The sequence below is a fragment of the Thalassolituus alkanivorans genome (genome assembly GCF_020447205.1).
Taxonomy (GTDB): domain Bacteria; phylum Pseudomonadota; class Gammaproteobacteria; order Pseudomonadales; family Oceanobacteraceae; genus Venatoribacter; species Venatoribacter alkanivorans.
Window position 1 is genome coordinate 189,773 of record NZ_JAJAEL010000011.1, and the last position, 20,165, is coordinate 209,937.

The following is a 20,165-nucleotide window of genomic DNA, read 5'->3' on the forward strand; positions in this document are numbered from 1 at the left end:
GCATTTTTATGACAGGGTGTCATTTATTGCCGGAGAATCTGCACAACAGAACCCGGAGGGATGAGCAGAAGAAGAGTGCCGGGATAAGCAGGGGAGAAATAAAAACGGCGCCCTAAGGCGCCGCTTTATACTTCCAGAAAAACTTACAGTGGAGCGTTTACTGCTGTTGCACCATCCAGTGAACCTGGAATCGTCCAACCAGCCCACCATGCAGTAGTAGCCGCAGGATCTACAGCACCAGCGTAGGTAGTTGCATCAAATGCGAAGCTTGAACCATTATTAACCGCAGTGAAGTCAGTAGTAATAGTATTTGCAGTGGCTTCAGCGTTCTGCACAGCCCACTTATCATTGAAAGTCATAGATGAACTAGTTTCGATAATAGAGCCTGTCGCCGGAGCATCGTTCTTCAGAGCAGTACCACCGCAGATAACATCCTGAACAGACACATCAGTCGCTTGTGAAGTTTTAACTTCCAGACAGCCTGAAGCAAAACCAGTTACTGCAACTTTAGCCAGTGAAGTATTCACTTTACCACGCAGTTTGATGCCTGGCTGACCATCATTGATTGCTCCACCAACGATCGTTACGTTAGCAATGGCAGCCTGAGTAGCACTGGTTTCTTTTGGAATGTCGCTGTTACCTTCGATACCGCGCGGATCGTTGCTACCTGATGGGTTTGCTTCAGGATCCTGATTCTTAACGATCAGTGCATACTGAACGTTACCTTTGTAGCCTTCATCGAAGTCAATATCGTCATCATCGTTGTTGGTCAGAACAGCGTGAGTCACATTTACAGTACCACCGAACCACTCAATACCGTCATCCAGGTTATTGTGGACCTGAATGTAATCAATCACGGTACCGTGGCCAACACCTTGCAGAGTCAGACCGTTGATTTCGTTATTAGGGCCGGCCACACGACCAGCTTCAGCAATACGGACATACTTGATCACACCACTGTTATCAGCAGCATCATTACCACCGAATTTGCCAATGCCATCACCGCCTTCACCATCGACGTTACAAACAGTTCCGGTACCAAAACATGCGCCAGTATCCCCCTGACCATATTGAGGTGCGAAGCCCTGAATAACAACACCGCCCCACTCACCCAGACCATCAAAGTCAGCATCCTGATAAGAACTGAAAGTAATCGGATTGGCAGCGGTACCTTCTGCCATCAACTTAGAGCCACGGGTCACCAAAAGAACCCCAGTATTCAGTGCCTGAACATGAACGCCTGGTTGAATAGTCAGAGTTACACCGGCAGCCTTAGCAGCCGCAACGGCAGCAGCATCAGCCAAATCAACGTTACCAGCACCGATGGTTACGAAACCATCCAGGCGCCATTCTTTGTCTGCTGTCAGGGTTACGTCTTCGGTGATCTGACCTTTCAGAGTACAAACGTTATCCAAACAAGAAACGCCAGCGATATTCTTTTTACTGTTGTTGTCATCACCACCACAACCAACCAGTGCAGCGGAAATTACGGCCAGAGCCAGGTAGTTCTTTTTCAGTTCCATTTAATCTTTCCTCAGAGAGTTCATCAAAAGCCGACTCGTATTCTGATCCGGCTTTATGACACTTAAATGACAATTAATAAGTAATTTTTATGATTCAATTAAAAACTGTATTCAACGCTGGCGCTGATATTTGCACCATCGAAATAGCTTTCTATTTCTTTACCATCACGGCTGAAAACCACTTTTTCATCGGTAATGTTATTCGCCTTGGCTTTTACTATAAGATTTTCCGCTGCATCATACTGATAAACAACATCGAAACTATAACGACCATTTTCAACTTCCGGAGCCAGAGCACGGGATGTTTTATAGATACGATCATCGAAGTAATTCACCAGAAAAGTAATATTTTGACCTGTCGGAAGATGATCAAAACCAAGCTGAAGGTTGGCCAATAATTCCGACTGCCCCTGTAGCTTACGACTGTTTTTTCCTTCGAATCGGGCTGTATCATCGCTCAGATTAACGGTCGCATCCAGAAAGGTCAGATTACCGGAGACAAAACCCGACCAGGCATCACCATCCAGAGTGTTTTTCCGGAAATCAAACTCAACACCCTGAACTGTCGCTGAATCTTCATTACGGAAGGTTGAACCATCAGAAGCAGAACCTGAGCCATCCGGAATACTGCGTTCAATCGGATCTGCAATGTCTTTATTGAATAACGCGACAGAAATACTCTCTTCTTCACTGAAGTAATATTCACCACGAAGGTCAATATTGGTGATTTTTGAGATCTGAAGATTTGGATTACCGAAAATCTGCTCATCGGTTTCCGGATCATACTGTACAGAACGCGAGCGCTCTGTCAGACCTGGACGAGAGAGCGTCTGACTGACTCCCAGTCGAACCTGCATTTCCTCATTAGCCTGCCAGCTGACAGAAACTGCCGGAAGGACCTCATTTGCACTCAGTGTATCATCAGCAATACTGCTATTTGGATAGCTCAGGGTCTGTTCAGAATCTTCCAGACGGGCACCGGCCAGAATTTTCACATTCGTCAGGTCCAGCTCAGCCGAGCCATAATAAGCAAACATATCATCGCTCGCTTCATAGCTATCCGTCGGTGAAGTACGAACCTGAATACGAACATCCCCATTATCAAAATTTGCTGGACTAAGAATAGTCTCAATGTCTTGTGTAACATCAACAGTCGCAGAAGAAGTTAGATTGAAACCTATACGAGTAAGGTCTACGGTACGTTCTTTCTGAGATATAAGCATTCCTGCTTTCAATTTAATCGACATAGCATCAGTCAGCATCTCTTCGAAACTGTAATCCACCCCACCTTCAAATGCGTCCTCAGTAAGCTCGGAAAAGCGGCGTTCAACAGTAGAAGGAATCATAACATTATTAATGTATTGATAGGTTCGACGGTCAGGCTCATCACGACGAGTCTGGGCATACCCAAGACGCCAATTAACTTGATGAGACCCATCTGCAAAGAAATGCTCACCAGAAAATTGCTGAGACAAAAATTGACGCTCGACCCATTGAAGCGTAGCCGTTTCCAGACGCTGATCGTTATTCGCATCATAAACATCTGACGTGCGGACAGTATTATCCGTTTTACGCAGTAAAATAGACTTACTTGTCAGTTTAGTGTCAGAATTTTCAAAGCCGGCAACAAAATAACCTGTAGCATCAATTTTTCGCTTACTACGCTCATAGGTACCAGAAATATTCTGATCGTCGGTTTTCGCATCATGACGGGCTTCTGTTTTATCGTTGTACTGAACAGCACCGTAAAAACCAACATCGCCGGCATCTTTACTGATTAAATCACCAAATGCGTAAGAAAACCCACGCTCGGGTTTTGCCTGAATCTGATCTACACGGTAATTATTATCGAATGATTTACCCAGAGCCGCAGCTTCTGACGGCAGAGTACAACCAGAAAAATTACAGTAATTAATAGCGTCATTACCGCCATTGGTTGCACTGTCCACCAGTGATGGCAGGTCACGGCTACCATCATCCATACCGGTAAAATCGGTACTGCTGCCTTCATAACCATTAACATTACTGAAGGTGGTACGGGTATTCAGACCACCGTTAACTTTGATTTTATTGACAGGGCCATCAGGTAAGCCTTTGGTCGTCATCATGATCGCGCCACCGGTCGTATCACCCGGCAGGTCTGGCGTATAACTTTTCTGAATATTGATCCCACCTAATACACTGGCAGGAAACAGATCCAGAGGGACATCACGACGCATTGGGTCGGTACTTGGCATCAGACTGCCATTCAGTGTGGAGGAAATATAACGTCCCTGCAGACCACGCACGACCGCGAACTGACCACCAACCAACGATACACCCGCAACCCTTTTCAGTGCAGAAGCTGCAGAGGAATCACCAAACCGGGCCATCTGCTCAGAACCAATGGCATCCAGTACGGCTGATGAGTCACGTTCCTGTGCAGTTGCAGTAGACGGAATATAAGAACCAACCGCTACCACTTCTTCAATCACGCCATCACCGGACATGCTCATGGTCATGTTGACGCCGGTATTAACGTTGGACATAACGCGTACAGAAGAAACATCGCGCTTACCATAATTCGGGTGCGCGATATTCAGGGCATATTCACCGCGGGGTAATTCGAAGCTGAAGAAACCATCGGCATCAGTCATCATTGCCATTTCGGTGCCGGCAACAGAAATGCGTGCTCCGCTTACCGGGCCGCCGGTTTCATCAGATTGCAGATAACCTGAAATCTGACCAACAGCAGGAGCTTCTTCCTGACCCGGGGTGTAGATATTAATTTCCGGCATCGGCTCACCGCCGACCAGTTCAACCTGAACTTCGGCATTCTGGGTGCTGCCTGCGGTAGCAAAATCAAATTCGCCTAACCACTCACCGTATTTGGAAAGCTCAACTTTGTGATCGCCCTTTTTAATATCAAAAACGACAAAGCCCGATGCACCGACCAGTTTTTTCTGGCCATCAACGCTGACAGCAAGATCACGTACCGCGCTGCCATCTTCGGTGATATACAAAACGGCTTCGCCAGCCATCAGCTGAGACACGAATAAAGACGATGCTGCGGCAAGCAGCACACGAGTTGGTTTCATTACGCCCCCTACGAGGAATACAGGAATTAACAGGCGGCGCCGTAAACGAGTGACAGAATGGCAGTCAATTAACTGTTGTCGTCCGTGATATTCTTCTGACTCAAGCTGGAATCAGCAGCCGCACCTTAAGTGCGGTGCAGTATGTTGCGGTTATATGACATTTCGATTACAAAGCGCCGAAAGCCGGCAGGGGCAGGAATCAGATGGATTTAAGGCCGGGTAATATCTGCAGCAATGGCAGACGGCTGAACAGGCGCACCAGTGATGCATCAATTTTATGGTTTCCGGCATCGGCATGCAGAATATCAAGCGCCCGCCCGACCGGCATCGCGGCTTTGTAAGGGCGATCGGAGGCGGTTAAGGCATCAAAAATATCGCACACGGCCATCATTTTTGCGCCGACCGGAATATCAGCGGAAATCAGCCCATGGGGATAACCTGTGCCATCCAGTTTTTCGTGGTGTGCTCCGGCAATTTGCGGGATACGTTCAAGCTCCGGCGTCCAGGGAATGGTGGCCAGAAAGCGGATGGTATGGCTGACATGGCTTTCTATTTCACGCCGTTCTTCTTCGGTCAGGCTGCCACGACGTACGGCCAGTGCCAGAAAGTCCTGATCTTCCAGCAAGGGCCGCTCACAACCATCAATATCGGGGTAAACCTCACCACGCAATAATTGCAGATGCCCGAATGTACCTTCATCAAGGATGCTGGGTTCGTTGGCCAGTTCTACGGCCTGCTGCATCGCATCCAGTTTTTGCAGAGCCTGCTCTTCAGCCTGCTGCAGTTGCTGTTCATATTCAGTGTTCAGCCGCCGCTCTCGTGCAGCGGTTAATTTTTGCTGCAGAAAATGATTACGCACCCGCTCTTTCTGCAGGGCAATACGGTAATGAAAACGTACCCAGGCTTCCGGGCTGAGTTTTTTGGCTTTTACCAGCACATGTTCACGCACCCCGACTTTGCCGAAATCGTGCAGCAGTGCGGCATAACGTAATTCACGCAACTCTTCGCTGCGAAAACGGATGGCCTGATATTCGCGGCCGGTTTCACTGTGCGCCGCCTCGGCCAGTGCAATGGTAAGTTCGGCAACCCGGAATGAATGACCGGAAGTGGTTGGGTCACGTTGTTCAATAGCGTGTACAGACGCACTGACAAAACCTTCAAACAAAGTATTGATACGTTCAATCAGCAGGTTATTTTCAATCGCAATCCCGGCCTGGCTGGCCATGGTTTCGAGCAGTGTTACCAGCCGCTCGTCAAACGGCAGGGTTTCACGTTCGACGACCTCAGGGCTGCTCAGTTGCACCTGTGGACTGCGTTTACGGTTAATAAACTGGATAACACCGACAATTTTTCCATCGTGCGTGCGCATCGGAATAACCAGCATTGAGCGGGTACGGTAACCCAGCTGCTGGTCATAGGCTTTATTAAATGCAAAGCCGGAGCCTGCTGGCAGGTGGTAGACATCATCAAAATTCAGGATCTCGCCGGACAGCGCGGCAAAGCCGGCCAGTGATGAACTGTCGAGCGTAAAATGCTGCTCTTCCGAATGAAATTCCACCGAGTCATTCTGACTGAGTTTAAACACCAGCTGCCGCTCGCCGTTGTCGCCGGGTTCAATCAGAAAAATCGACGCAGCATCACAGTTAGCAAAACGCCTTGCCTCTTGCAGAATACGCACCAGTAAGCGGGCATGATCCTGTTCAGCTGACAGCGCCAGGCCGATATCCATCAGGCGTTCAAACTGGTTTTCCTGATGGGCTAGCTGGCGGGAAAGGTATTGCGATTGCTGCTGTTGCTGGTAGAGGCGCAGGGCCTGTTTTAGGGCATTGTTTAAAAAGGGTACCGGTAAAGAAACCGGCAGAAGAATGTCAGCCCCTAAGGTGCTGTGATCCAGGCCACTGTGCTGATCATACTCCAGCAGGCGGATCTGGCCTTGCGGCGCCTGCTGGCAGGCTAATGCTGATGAATATAAACCAATGTCCGCAGTCGCGGAGTCCGCCACAGCCATATAGCCGCCATCCAGCAGCGCCTGTACAACGCGGGCTGCTTCCTGCGACAAGGATTCAGGGAAAAAAAGCGTAGGTACCGTGCTCATTCGGGTATCCATCCACACATGCCGTTACCGTGTCAGCTTCCAGAATAGACCCTGACGAGGAAACATGTGCTGCGGCCCCCACGCCTCGGCCAGGGCCTGTTAACACTAATTAAACAGGCCCTAGGATTTACGCTCTTCGTTACGCAGCAATCTGGCGAAAGCCGTTATCTGCTCTTCAGTGGTTGGCAAGGCATCAAGAACCTTTTCCAGGCGCTCTGCTTCGGCCACCATAAAATCAATAAACACCCGGACTTTGCGTGGCAGGTACTGACGTGACGGATAGGCCAGAGATATTGGCTGCGGCCGCAGGCTCCAGTCGGTAAACAGCGGCACCAGCTGACCATTAAGAAACTGCTCTCCAGCCAGCAGGTAATGCACATCACCAATGCCAGCGCCCTGCACAAGACTCCCCAGACCAGCAACCACCGAGTTTGTTGAGATTGTCGGCTCAACTTTAACTTCCACAACCTCACCGGTTTCATTATGCGTCAGTTCATAGCTTTGCGGCTGACTGCCCTCGCCGATTTTGACACAACGCATCTGCGTCAGATCATTGGGATGTAAAGGCCGCCCGACACGTGCCAGGTACGAAGGCGCGGCACAGAGTACAGAATCGGATTCTGCCAGCGTACGGGCAATCAGCGACGAATCGGGCAGATCGCCCAGATATACCCCCAGATCAAAGCCTTCCTGAATCAGATTGACCGGACGGTCGGTATGAATCACTTCCAGCCGGACATCCGGATACTGAGCCTGATAACGGGCAAAGTAATGACCCATAACGCCACTGCCGGCCATCATTGGCACAGCAATACGCAATAAACCCTGTGGGTTCCCCTCGCGGTCAGAAATCATCTCATGAGCTTCGATGATTTCATGTACCAGATGCCGGCAACGACTGTAATAGGCGCTACCGACTTCCGTCATACTAAGCTGACGCGTAGTACGCTGCAGTAAGCGTGCGCCAAGGTTTGCCTCAAGGTCGGCAACCATACGGCTGACGCGTGATTTGGGCATTCCCAGCGCCTTACCGGCGGCAGTAAAGCTGCCTTCATCCACCACACGGATAAACACAGTCAGTTGATTCAGATCCAGCATGTGGATATTACGCTCCCTTTACATCGAATACCGGCTCAGGTGTCGCCAGAGCGGATAATTTTACTTATAAATCAATGAGCTACAAAATCGGCCGTTTTTCATACGAATCTAGAGTGTCTCTGGTCACTGTGGTACGATGGTATCCATTAAAAAAATAATAAAACAGGCTTACCATGAATACGTCCTGGACCCGATCAGCACTGGCTGCAGCACTCAGCACCCTACTCGCCGCATGTAATGGCGGGGGTGGTAGTGGCAGCAGCTACAGCGGCACTGATTCAAACACACCTGACACAAATAAGCAGCCGCCCGCTGTTGCCCTGACTCCGGTAGATTTTAATCGTCTGGCTGACAGTGCCCTGCATAGCTGTATTGCAGATACAAGAATTGAATATCAGGAACAGCTGCAAATGCTGGAGTGTGCGCATCTGGACATCAGCTCACTAGCAGGACTTGAGCAGTTCACAGAACTGCGGGTATTGAACCTGACAAATAATCAGCTGCAATCAATCGCAGAACTGCAAAAACTGGATAAACTGGCTTGGCTGGATATTAGCCATAACCGGTTAAGTAGCATTAACTCTCTGAGCAATCTGACGCAACTTACCAGTCTGAAAGCGAGTCATAATCAATTGAATTCTTTTGATACGTTACAGCTCACAAAGCTGAACAAGCTGTACATCAACGACAATCGGCTAAGCAGTCTGGACTTTATCGCCACACTTCCCGCTCTCAAACATCTGACTGCCGATAATAATCCTTCCGCTGTACCGGGATCGATGCCCGAGACATTAGAAACCTTCAGCATCTGATATATCGTTGTAAATAAAAAAACCTGCTAACGCAGGTTTTTTTATATGAGGAACAAACTGCCGAAGCAGCTCAATTATTGTTGTAAGTCTGAGACCAGCTAGGCAGATTAGCGACATTGCCATAGTTGGTGTTGCCACCATATATAGGATTGTTCGGATGCCCGGGGAAGTAGTTATTCGGATGATCCCCCTCCTGAGTCTTAGCAATCAAACCACCGTCACCGCCCATATTGATCCAGAAACCAGGCGATGTGACTTCAGGAGAGAACCCCTGAACAGAGCTCCACTGTATAGACCGTGTACCTACACTGAAAAAGAATGCGTTAGAGTGTTCTAAATAGTTAGATTGCACAGGAAATAACTGAGCATGAGGAGACTGGCTGATTAACGCGTCGGTGTCAGGAACAATGAGATCCAGAATAGCTCCACCAAATCCGCCACTGGTTCCTAAAAAATTCGTTGTTCGTTTATCCAACCAACCAATGGTTCTGACGCCCCCGAGCTGCGCCTCCAAATACAAATCTCCTACAGTAATACTTCCTAATTTAGCAGTAGCTGTAATGCTTGGACGGATATAACCACTGATAACATCAATAATATTTCCCTGATAACCAAAAGACTCTTCAGCTCCCAGACGGAAACCAACCAGTTTTCTTACTCCGGACGTCTCATCAAAGGCAAACTCAAAATAAGGGTTTTCCTGAATAAAGGGTAACAACTCATACTGTCCATTGCCTTTATCGCGCACCTGTCCCATCGTCACGTCACGAAGCTTAATATCGACACCGCCATCGGGCTGAAAACCGCCAGGGAAATCGAAGAAGCTCTTCTCACCACCGGTATTATGAGTCAGAGAAGACGATAAGTAGTTTTCATCAGCCAAACCTACAGAACCGCAAGGCTTAGCTGTACATGCCCAATTAATATTATCGTTATAAGTCACCGGTAATACATTGTTATAACAAACCTTATCGCCACCTGCACCACCAGTACAATTGGTTCCTTCCGGACGCCAGTAGCGGCCTAAAGAGAGCTCTGCCACGTTGGCGTTAATTTCGATGCGAGCACCTATAGTCAAACGCAACATACTAAGATCAGCACCTCCTGGTTGCGAGACCACCTGATCGGTCACCTCAAAAATAGCCTGACCATAAGTCGAAGACATTTCTGACTCATCCATTGCTTGCATGCCAGCCCACACGGAAGGGCAAATCATAACGATTAATGCCGGCAGTTTTTTTATTATTTTCATAAGCTGGCCTACTTTATGGCAAAAATATTCATGCGGGTTGCCGCCGGAAACTGCAGTGATCCGTCAACATCTACCCCCATAATAAACCGATGATTGGCACCGACTTCGCGATCAGGACCAACATAGATACCGTCCGTCGACAGTTCGTCGTAAATAATCTCGTCCGGTAATGTGACCTGAACAGCACCAACGCTGCCTGAAGGGCCAAAATCATTGATCAGATCAATTTTCATGCCCTTCATCTCAATTGCGCCGGTCAAATTATCAATCACCAACCAGTATTCCTGAGGATCTTTATAATCGGCATCAGCATTGTTGTAACTGATGCGAGTATCATCGCCAAACTCAAAACGCGCACTCAATGTAATACCGGCCTGAGCCGTTGTTTCCTGAAGCTCATTTTCGGCCAACTCACTCATTTCCGCAGAAACCAACGACGACATGAACGCAGTCAATAAAATTGCATATTTCATCGATTAAGATCCTGTGTGGTAATAACCAGACGTTGTATTTCCAACCCACGAACTTCCACAACATTTTGATTGGGAATGAAAGGTAATTGTGTTGACGGATTATCCTGATTATAAATTGCTACCTGTTCGTTATAGATAACTGTTTTCGGCACAAAGGCACGGTGCTTTACATCGTTCACCGTTGTCACGATGTTCCCGGTTTCGTCACGCAGATAAATATCTTCGGTGCCAGTGATAATTTCGGGGTCATCCGGATCACCAAAGGCCAATGACTGAATAAAAATATTCCCCTGCGGAGCTTGTCCTACATCCTGAGGAAGCGCTGCAATCTCCAGACGTAACTGTGTAGACGGAGCAACCATCACCGGGTTTTTCCAGGTACCACGTGAAATTTGTGAGAACTGTACGGTGCTTATGGTCATCGGCTGATCAACACTTCCCATTGGCAAATACATATCAACCCCCCGTAGCTCCAGTACGCTGGCTGCAGCACCGGAAGGATCTGCAGTAATACGAATAGCATCAGCACGCAAACCGGTAGTCATAGCCATCGCCAGTCCACGATCGGCGTATACCGGTGCTCCGCCATTCTGGTAGCGGGCCAGATCTGCAGCGGACAAGCGTTCCCCCTGGTTGCTGTGTGCCCAGATCATGGTACTGGTACCATACAATCGGGCACCTTCTACATCGACATAGCCCAGAAATTGCTCATCCGTCGATTTATCCCGATTCTGATCGGTAATAGCATCGAGACGAAAATGAAGATCAAACTTATCAGTAGCAAGATTCAGTCGGTCTTCCTGTTCCTGTAAGTAGGTTTGATATTCACTGGTCAGGCTGAATAAATTACCAACATTTACCGATGCATTACCGCTGAAGAAATCATTTGGCAAACCACGGTAGTAAGAGGTGCTCTGATTCGCATAGCGCGGCGTGGTATTACCAACGCCCATCCGGTTACCTGTCCACTGGAAAAAACCACGCTCTTTCTGAGTCAGATCTGCAGCCGGAAAACCAGTATAAAAAGCAACATGGGTCCGGCTTCCGGACTCATAAGTGCCATCGCCATCAGGATCAATAGAGCCTACGTGCTTTTCGGTAATTTCACGAAGTTCGCCAACCACAAAGGGGTCATCATAAGTACCGAAAAAACCACCACTATTTGCGGTGCCGGGCTCTGCTCCGGAGCGATAGAAACGCAGCTCGCTCATAATTAGCATTTCCGAATCCGGATCATCAGATAAGCGCAAACGCAGCTTAAAATCGTCAGGCTGACCATAGTTACCGGAATGAATGACCACATCATCGAAGGTGGCGCCGATGCCTTCGCCAGTGACTTCACCAAGCTGTGATTCATTCAACGGTTGCATAGCAACACTGATCGCCGGGAAGGCCAAAACTAAAGCCAGTGTACAAATATTATATTTCATAAGGCTCACCTTAATTTGACCACCATTCCCAATTCCCATACGAACAAGGTCTACGCAAAACAACATCCGGATTGTTAGCAAAACCTGTTTCTCCGCACAGTAGTTCTTCAGTATTGGCCCTGTTAATCACCCGGAATCCGGATTCCATGTAGAACCTTTGCGTATTTCGCACACTGCCCGCAGCATCACAATTTCGTACCCAAAGCTGGGCCCATTCATTACTGCTTTCAGCTTCTAGACATTGCCCAGGGCGGCCACGACTCTCTATTTGCTCGGTGAATGCGTTATATGTAAAGGTCTGATTATTCACCCCAACCGCTTTACAAGTACCGCCATCATAGCCCGAATATTGCCAACGTACTCGCCCATCCGACTCGTAATATAAACATTCATTGTTGTCATTATATTCCATACGTCTCCACACAACTTGCGGACGGAAACGGTAAGTTTGCTCCTTCACATCACCGGTAACATTACCGACAAATCGTACTTTCATTTCGACGTCAGCAGAATTTCCATCAGTTACATATGGTATAAGCAAGCGCGGGTTAAATACCGCTCCAGTGTCTTTATCCAGTGGAATTGAGCCTGTTGCATTAAAGGCTTGTTCAGGATCGCTACTTTTGCGTAATAGCGATGCCATATTCTGGCCATTAATAACCGAATTAACTGTACCATTCTGATAGAAAGTTACCGAATACAGCAAAGCTGTATCCTGAATATCGTAAATCCCATCAAAACCATTAAAGGCTGCATTCAGATTGATATAGCCATGAACCGGCTGAATATCACGGGTAATATGTTCAACATTGGTAAAGGCTGAGCTATTTAGCGCAGCGCTGCCAACTGAGTCAAACTTGGTCGCCGATGCACTCAGGAAAATATTATCCAGATAATCCCGTGTATTCTTAATACGGAACGCAACCTCGGTGAAATTCTGGGTATCTTTATTCGCATTGGCCCGATCCCCCAGACCAGCAATCCGGTCCGGATTAACCTGATCCAGACGAACTTTTACCACCCGGTCATCACCCGGCTCTACGGTGTCAATAGTATTAATCGTAAATGTACGGCTACTACCAGCATTACGGGTAAATGCCAGTGCCCCACTCACTGGAGCATTAGCTCCATCCAACTGCAGCGACAGAATATCGGTAAGATTCTGACTGCCCAGTGAGGTTGCGGATAACTCATAGGCCGTTGTGAATTCAGTGTTTTCATTCAGCGTTCTGGCCAGATTGATGGTAACGGCTGTTCCTTCATCAACGTCAAGAATATTACCAGCCGGTGCACCTGCAACGCTGGCAGTTACCAATGCTGGTTCAGTTACATCGACCATCGTCAACTGCAGATCAGCCTGGTTGATTACTTCATTATGGCCATCTCCATTTGTAGCCTGTAACTGCACAGCCACAACTTCATCAGACTCCTGTTCGCCGTCATTCTGCAGAGTAAATACAACCGTCTGCACATCCTCAGCTGCGGAACCAGAGGCTTTAGCATCCCAGTTCAGTACCGGGGTAAAACTCAGATCATTCTGAGGGGCATCGTCCGGGGTATGAGCAATTTGCACAACATTCAACTGTGCCACTGGTGCGTAAAGACCAGTGTTCGTCCGGACAACACTCACTTCACAGATCAGCTCTGCCGCTGTCGGCTTAAGCTCATCCGGGACCGCGGTAGCTGTATTGGGTTCTTTGCAAGTCAGGGTCGAACTTACGAAGCCAAATTCACCCGGTGCATAATCGCGGATTACCAGCTGCGCCTGATTCTGCGCAGTCAGTAGCGGATCCAGACCCGCATCGTGGTTCAGGCCGGTAATGGTGACCTGAAGATTAATATCCGGAGTGCCAATAGCCGGATTATTGACCACGGCAATATCAAAACACTTATCCGTACTGTCACCATCGGCAAAAGTTACCGAACCGCTGGCTGCAACCGGTTCAATACCGGATGGCAGATAATTGAAATCTGTTCCCGCAACAGCCGTACCACTGATGCTGTAATTAACCGTAACCTCTCCCTGCGCGCCGGACTCACGCACAATGCAGATGGGTTGAGTGGCAGGGTTATTTTCCAATACGACCATCGGGTCAGGACCGGTTACTGAGAAGTTACCGAACGGATTCGGTGTTACATCATTCAGACGCAGTGCATAAGTCGAATTCAGCCCCGTTCCGGCTCCTGCCGTATCGGCCAGCAACAAACGGGCAATTTCGGTACCTTCACGCAGATTGTCGTCGGCGTTATCGAGTGTAATGGTCAGACTCTGCTGACCACGGGTGTCCGCCGGCCAGCTAACCGGTACCCCGGTGCCTGATACATAAGCAGCGCCCAACGCCAGATCAGCCGGATGCAGCGGATCGGTCATATCAGCCTGGTTACCCAGGGTCGCCGTGCTGGCTGCAGCATTAATATCCACATACACCGTCAGCGGTGCCTTGCTGCCACGACTGCGCTCCAGCAACAGGGTAACGCTGCCAGCATCTTCATCCAGCTGACTACCTGCCTGAACAAACTGCACATCGCCCAAAGGAGGCGTTGGCAGAACCTGCAGGCGCTCTGCGCCCGTCAGAACACGGTTGAAAACCTGAATATCATCAATCAGACCGGTGAAAGACTCTGCCGCTCCTGGAATATTACCGACGTAAAGATTACCAGTGTTGATGAGCGATTGTTCACCGCTAGCAAAGGGGTAGCTACCCGCCAGTTCGCCATCCAGATAAATATCCAGCCCATCCGCGCGTTTGCTGTACACCACATTCAACCACTGGCGGAACGGGATATCGACAACATTGACGCTGCGGTTATCGCTCTGATTGGTGCTATTGGTCGCGTGCAGGCTCTCGGCATCCGGATACAGGAATATGCCCGGCTGACGTTCCAGACCGCCATCGCCTTTTTGCAGGATTCCACGCCATGCACCGCTGGCCGCTTCTTCGATACTGATACGGAAGGCCACCGTGTACTCCGCGACCGGTACGTCCAGACCACCATCTGGCTGAGCCGCCAGACCCGGAACTACCATAACATCCGCCGCCGACAGGGCCAGCGCACCACCCACAACCGGTGGTAACGGAGTCACACCATTATTCAGTGCGTTATGGCCATTACCGGTCACATCCCGCTGCGGAGAAGCTGAGTCATTAAAATTCCAGGCTGCCAGTAACGGAGATTTCACCCGTACGGTAATAAAGGTTTCAGACGTTGCCGCCAGGGCTGTACCCGGCGGGATGTCTGTTGCAGAAATTTTGAAGACCAGCACAGCATCCTGATTCAGCAACACCGGACTGGTGTACGACGCAGTCAGAACGGCACTACCTGCCGCACCGGCCACCAGAGAGCCAGAGCTGACAACCACATCTGAATCAGCCACATTACTGAAACGGCTATCAGACACCAGGCTCCAGCTGGCACTGGCAATTCCCACTTCTTCATCATCTTCCAGCAATGCATGCAGCTGAATATTGCTGGTGTTTTCTGCCACCACCAACGCCGTCAGGCTGGTATCAGCCACCGGTGCAAAGTTGGTTTCCGGGCCGTTTATTTGCCAGTTACCTTCATCTGTGCGGTCCTGGGCGTTGATCCATATCTGACTGATACCGGAGAGCTCCATCGCCAGACGCAGCTTGGCATTCTGTACAGCATCAGTCGGAGCCGCATAACGCCAGTCACTACCAAGTGTCTGACAGGCAGTAAAACCTTCCGACCAGCGCACACTGGTATCAGCGGTGGTATTTACCAGACGCCATTCATAACCATTGGTACAGGCGTAGCCACGGGAAACCGGCGTACCACTGGTGTATTTGCAACTATCTGCATACCAGGTGCCGGAACCCGCCACCACACGATCCAGATAGGCACAGTCATTATTCTGGTCGAGCAGACTGGCAACGCCCCAGTCACTGTAGGCCTGATACGCACGCCAGTGACCTTCCACATCCTGATCACTCAGGTTAATCCAGGCATCCCGTCCGGCCGCAGCAATAACGGCTGCCAGCGTGTTCTGATCCATGCTGGCCGAATGAGTGCCATAACCCTGAGGTACAAAAAATTCACTACCCGGATATTCCCGGGCACAGGCAGAAAAGCCTTCCGACCAGATGCCAGCAGCGTTAGTGATATTCCAGCTGATGGTACTTCCGGTGACAGTACGGCAGGCAAAAGCAGCATGCTCCACGGAGCATTTTCCGGCATACCATTCGCCATTTTCAGCAATGCGGCCACAATCACGGTTACCGGAGTTAGACGGTTCTCCACTGCGCCACCAGGAGAAGCGTAAACGGTTGGCAATCCACTGTGACTCCAGCGCCGTATCCGTCAGATTTATCCATGCCGGCTGTCCCCCCATCTGAGCAAGCAACTCTGCCATTTCATCCGGTGAGCGCGGTACGGCAAACAGACTGGCATTCTGGTTATCACAGGCTGCAAAGCCTTCATCCCAGCGTCCATTAAGACCGGTAATACTCCAGCTGCCATCGAAGCAGGCGTAACTATAAGAAGCGTTACAGGAAACATCTGTCCAGGAACCATCCGGATGCAGTACCGAGCAATCGGCATTATTCAGATTGCGGAATACCGGTTTTTGCCAGATACCCAGCTTCAGGCGATCAGCAAACCAGCGGCTGTTGGCCGAGGTAATGGCATTAACGTAGTAATAATTAATCCAGGTATTTTTCACCTGCGCATTGGTATTGCGAATAGCGGCATCCAGTGCGAATTCTTCCGCAGCAGTCACCGGCGCGGAAAAATAATACTGCTCGCCAAATTGCTCTTTGCAACGGCTGTTGCCCAGATCATAAGACCAGTAATCCTCGCCAACCTGAGGAACAACCTGCAGCGAACCATTTACCAATGCGCCTTTTGAAGTCGCTACATTCCAGGCCGCACCATCGGTACAGGCATAATGAGCAGCAAAACTCGTGCAGCTGGCAGTACGCCACGGATTGTTCTGACCTGCGGCAGTCGTGGATTTGTACGCACAGCTGCTCAGCGGCTCCTGCCCCGGATAGGCTGAGATCCAGTTAGTAAACGGCTGATTCTTACGGAAGTGACGGCCATCGGCAGCACCAGAACGATTATCTTCATAACCGCCATCGTTCATATTCAGCCAGACACGGGAAATACTGTTGCCGCGTTCAGCAGAGGCCAGCAAGCGGGCGAAATCGATCTGAATAGAATCATTTATGTTAAGCGGTGCAGCAAAGACAAAATTAGAACCATACTCATTAAAACAGGCTTTATGACCATCCGCAGGATTCGCCGCCGTACCTTGTGAGCGGGTAACTTTCCAGACATAACCATCATTACAGGCCCATGAATATTCAGCAGCACTGGTACAGGCGGTATCCGACCAGAGGCCACTGCCATCCTGATATACGCAATCTTCGCCATACAGTAATGCAGTTTCATCTGCGGCAGCCAGTCCGCCATTATCCGGCTGACCAGCAGCCCAGTTAGGATACTGATTGATCGGCGCAGCATTCAGAGTCCAGGCACCTTCTTTCATGGCATCAGTCGCATTAACCCAAACCTGTGCAACCGCCCCCATCGCATTTTTCGCCGCCAGATTTTCGTTATAGGTTGCCGGAGCTGCGAAGACCCAGCCGCTTCCCAGAGCTGCACAAGCAGCAACAGCCTGGGAGAAGTCTTCGAGCGCACCCTGTAAAACGGAAATTTGCCAGTTACTGCCGTTACGGCATAAATAGGCACGATCGGTCCCCGAGTCACAACGTTCGTCAGCCCAGCTGGCGTCAGCATCATTATTCAACAGTGCACAGTTTTCGCGGATACCGCCATTGGGTTCAACGGATGACCACAGCGGAGTTTTCAGACTGCGCTGATTCCACTCCCACACGGCCATATCTTCCAGCCGGTTGCCGTTGATCCAGAAATTACCGCCGACTCCGGCCAACAAGGCAAAGTACTGCATTTGCTGTGCATCATCGAGGGAACGGGGGGCATTAAACAAATAGCCACTGCCCAAAGTATTACAGGCTTGCTGTCCGGCTGAGAAATCCGTCAGATTGATAGTATTTTCCGTGAAATACCAACGCCCACCGGTTGTACAAGCCACCGGTAATGCATCAGCACAATTACGCGTCCGCCACTGTGAGTCGGTAACATCCGCCGCCACACAGCGCTCAGTACTGTTGGCAGATGGCTGCCCTGTTGCCCAGTTATTAATATCAACATTCAGCCGCCAGGTACCTTCCGACTCCTGGTCATTAACATTGATGTAAACGTTATCGACAGCAGCCGCTGTCATTGCCGCAACCAGATCATTACGCTGACTTAGTGTGACCGGTGCATAAAATTTAAACTGGCCACCAAAAGATTGCTCACAGACAAGCGACAGTGCCGTTGGTGTCGTAAAGCTATAGCCGGTTGAGGTAATGCTCCAGATTCCGTTTGCACCTACATAAGGGTTGTAGCAGGCCAGGGGCACAGAACTGGCGCACGGCAGATCATTCCATAACCCTGTGGTACGTTGCTGAACAGCACAGTCTTCATTACCACCGGCGTCATTCGGTTCACCAGCATTCCAGAATGGAGCAATAACATCAGCACCCAGATTGTAAACAAAGGTTCTGTTATAACGCTTGTCATTTATATTGATCCAAACATTACCCGTAACACCACTATCCTGAGCAACACTCAGAAGGTTCATGCTTTGTCTAAAAGTAATAGGAGCCGCAAAACGGAAATTACCGGATACCCCTTGCTTGGAAATTGCAGCACAAGCATTCTGGGCATTACTAAGGTTTTCATTGGTCTCGCTGTCAGCTCCAATACCTACCGCTGCTGAGGATATTGCCCAATCAAAACCATCGAAGCACGCAACCCGGCTACTGACTGAGCAACCTGTGTCATCCCATAATCCAGCATTTCCTCCGCTGGTATACATCTGCACACAACCGCCACTGTCGTTGGGCTCTTTCCAATCAAAATTTGAGTAAATAAGTTTGTTTGCCGCACGGGCCTGAGCAATATTAATATCAACGCCATCACTATAGCGTTTCCAGGGGCCTGATAAATCTTCATTATCATTATTAAGAGTGTCGTACCAGACGCCTCCCGCTAAATTCGATCCGCCAACATCTGGTTGCTCATACCCCTGATTCCACAACCACAAACCTGTATCCTGCACCCGTTTAAGATTCAGCCAGACTTTAGTGTCGTTGCCCTGAGCCCGGATCAGCTGACTCACCCGTATACGTTCCGGCTCAGTTACCGGGGTTTTCAGCCGATAATTGGCAAATGTGTTTGTTCCTGTAGCAGAGTTTGGACGGCTACAGGCATCCAAAGCCTGATTGCTGAACTGATGTACGACATCACGGAAAATCCAGTTTGTCCCGTCGCTGCACAACAGCTTGGCACGGCTATCGCAGTCCGCAGCCAACCAGCGCCCATCACTCTGACGCGCAACAGCACATAAACCACGATTCACATCCGGCTCACCAGTAGCCCAATCAAACAATCCGTGATTCAGCATCCAATAGCCTTCAATGCTGTTATCACGCGCATTAATCCAGGCAGCAGAAACTCCGGCAGAAGACAGTGCGTTGCTCAAAGCCGTGTTTTGAGAAGAGGTACGAGGTGCAGCAAACTGATAAAAAACACCGAAGCTTTGCTGACACACCTGAGTTAATTTTTCGATAGCAGTAAATGCTACTGGAGAGTTTACGATTTGCCAGTTGTCGAGCGTACCGTTAGCACAGGCAACCGCATATGAAGCTGAACAATCGGAAGCACTCCAGTTTCCTGCGCCATCAATAACAGCACAATCGCCGGCAGTGCCCGAAGGCTCTCCAGCCCCCCAAAAAGGGGCAATGGCTGAAGAGTTTTTATTAATTGCCCAGACATTTTCAATTTTCATGTCCTGAGCATTGATCCAGACACCATTAGTTACATTGGCGGCACTGATGGCAGAAGACAGAGCATTACGTTGCGCAAGCGTAACCGGTGCTGAAAAAGAGGTATTAGCAGGACAGGCGTTCTGAGCGCTGCTGATATTTTCGGCTGCATTATTGTCTGCCCCCATGGCAACACTGGCAGAGCTGATCGTCCAGGTCGTGCCGTTAAAACATGCAACCCGTCGGCTCTGTTCACAACCAAGATCGTTCCAGGTACCATCCGCAGCCTGAGTGGCACAATCTTCGCTGCTGGAATCATTCGGCTCATTATCCTTCCAGAAAACAACGGTATCGAGATTAATTTCAGCCGCCTGCGCACGGGTAATACTGCCACCGTTATAGTCGACAGGTGTTCCTGTATTACGTACCAGGTCATACCAGACAGATGCCTTCGACGAAACGCTTGCTCCCTGAGCAGCAACAGCAGTCAGAGCAAACGTCAGTGTGAGAAATATTTTTTTATAATTGTTATTCATATACTACAGGCCC

The 20,165-nt window shown here is 49.5% G+C and carries 9 protein-coding genes; 1 reads left to right on the forward strand and 8 read right to left on the reverse strand.

All coding sequences use genetic code 11. The features are described 5' to 3' along the window. Positions 1 to 143: 143 nt before the first annotated feature. From LGT44_RS07505 to LGT44_RS07525, 4 genes are all read right to left on the reverse strand, one after another. The gene (locus LGT44_RS07505; protein ID WP_230331481.1) at positions 144 to 1,523 is read right to left on the reverse strand and encodes a hypothetical protein; all 1,380 of its coding nucleotides are present in this window, start codon (positions 1,521 to 1,523) and stop codon (positions 144 to 146) included. A gap of 98 nt (positions 1,524 to 1,621) precedes the next feature. Beyond that, entirely contained in the window at positions 1,622 to 4,600 is a 2,979-nt protein-coding gene (locus LGT44_RS07510; RefSeq protein ID WP_230331480.1) for a TonB-dependent receptor, read from the reverse strand. A gap of 199 nt (positions 4,601 to 4,799) precedes the next feature. Next, entirely contained in the window at positions 4,800 to 6,695 is a 1,896-nt protein-coding gene (locus LGT44_RS20130; RefSeq protein ID WP_328296339.1) for a GAF and HD-GYP domain-containing protein, read from the reverse strand. 120 nt (positions 6,696 to 6,815) lie between these two features. After that, complete coding sequence (locus LGT44_RS07525) at positions 6,816 to 7,793, reverse strand: LysR family transcriptional regulator (protein WP_145469138.1); 978 nt, start codon at positions 7,791 to 7,793, stop codon at positions 6,816 to 6,818. Between the two features lie 173 nt (positions 7,794 to 7,966). On the opposite strand from LGT44_RS07525, the gene LGT44_RS07530 reads away from it, so the two are divergent. Further along, positions 7,967 to 8,605, forward strand: coding sequence for a leucine-rich repeat domain-containing protein (locus LGT44_RS07530; protein ID WP_230331479.1), 639 nt, complete (start codon positions 7,967 to 7,969; stop codon positions 8,603 to 8,605). A 70-nt stretch (positions 8,606 to 8,675) separates the two neighbouring features. Here LGT44_RS07530 and LGT44_RS07535 read toward each other — a convergent pair whose 3' ends face one another. Genes LGT44_RS07535 through LGT44_RS07550 form a run of 4 tightly spaced genes read right to left on the reverse strand, consistent with a single transcriptional unit; the run spans position 8,676 to position 20,152 of the window. Next, complete coding sequence (locus tag LGT44_RS07535) at positions 8,676 to 9,857, reverse strand: hypothetical protein (RefSeq protein WP_230331478.1); 1,182 nt, start codon at positions 9,855 to 9,857, stop codon at positions 8,676 to 8,678. An 8-nt stretch (positions 9,858 to 9,865) separates the two neighbouring features. After that, complete coding sequence (locus LGT44_RS07540; protein ID WP_230331477.1) at positions 9,866 to 10,330, reverse strand: DUF6160 family protein; 465 nt, start codon at positions 10,328 to 10,330, stop codon at positions 9,866 to 9,868. Next, a complete protein-coding gene (locus LGT44_RS07545; RefSeq protein WP_230331476.1) occupies positions 10,327 to 11,760 on the reverse strand; it encodes a hypothetical protein in 1,434 nt (477 codons plus the stop codon). The genes LGT44_RS07540 and LGT44_RS07545 overlap by 4 nt, the downstream gene beginning before the upstream one ends. A gap of 10 nt (positions 11,761 to 11,770) precedes the next feature. Further along, a complete protein-coding gene (locus tag LGT44_RS07550; RefSeq protein WP_230331475.1) occupies positions 11,771 to 20,152 on the reverse strand; it encodes a lectin-like protein in 8,382 nt (2,793 codons plus the stop codon). Between the last annotated feature and the right edge of the window lie 13 nt (positions 20,153 to 20,165).

Bases quoted from the DNA above. Each gene is read 5' to 3' on its own strand.
- LGT44_RS07505 (WP_230331481.1), bottom strand. From the start codon at position 1,523: ATGGAACTGAAAAAGAACTACCTGGCTCTGGCCGTAATTTCCGCTGCA.
- LGT44_RS07510 (WP_230331480.1), bottom strand. From the start codon at position 4,600: ATGAAACCAACTCGTGTGCTGCTTGCCGCAGCATCGTCTTTATTCGTG.
- LGT44_RS20130 (WP_328296339.1), bottom strand. From the start codon at position 6,695: ATGAGCACGGTACCTACGCTTTTTTTCCCTGAATCCTTGTCGCAGGAA.
- LGT44_RS07525 (WP_145469138.1), bottom strand. From the start codon at position 7,793: ATGCTGGATCTGAATCAACTGACTGTGTTTATCCGTGTGGTGGATGAA.
- LGT44_RS07530 (WP_230331479.1), top strand. From the start codon at position 7,967: ATGAATACGTCCTGGACCCGATCAGCACTGGCTGCAGCACTCAGCACC.
- LGT44_RS07535 (WP_230331478.1), bottom strand. From the start codon at position 9,857: ATGAAAATAATAAAAAAACTGCCGGCATTAATCGTTATGATTTGCCCT.
- LGT44_RS07540 (WP_230331477.1), bottom strand. From the start codon at position 10,330: ATGAAATATGCAATTTTATTGACTGCGTTCATGTCGTCGTTGGTTTCT.
- LGT44_RS07545 (WP_230331476.1), bottom strand. From the start codon at position 11,760: ATGAAATATAATATTTGTACACTGGCTTTAGTTTTGGCCTTCCCGGCG.
- LGT44_RS07550 (WP_230331475.1), bottom strand. From the start codon at position 20,152: ATGAATAACAATTATAAAAAAATATTTCTCACACTGACGTTTGCTCTG.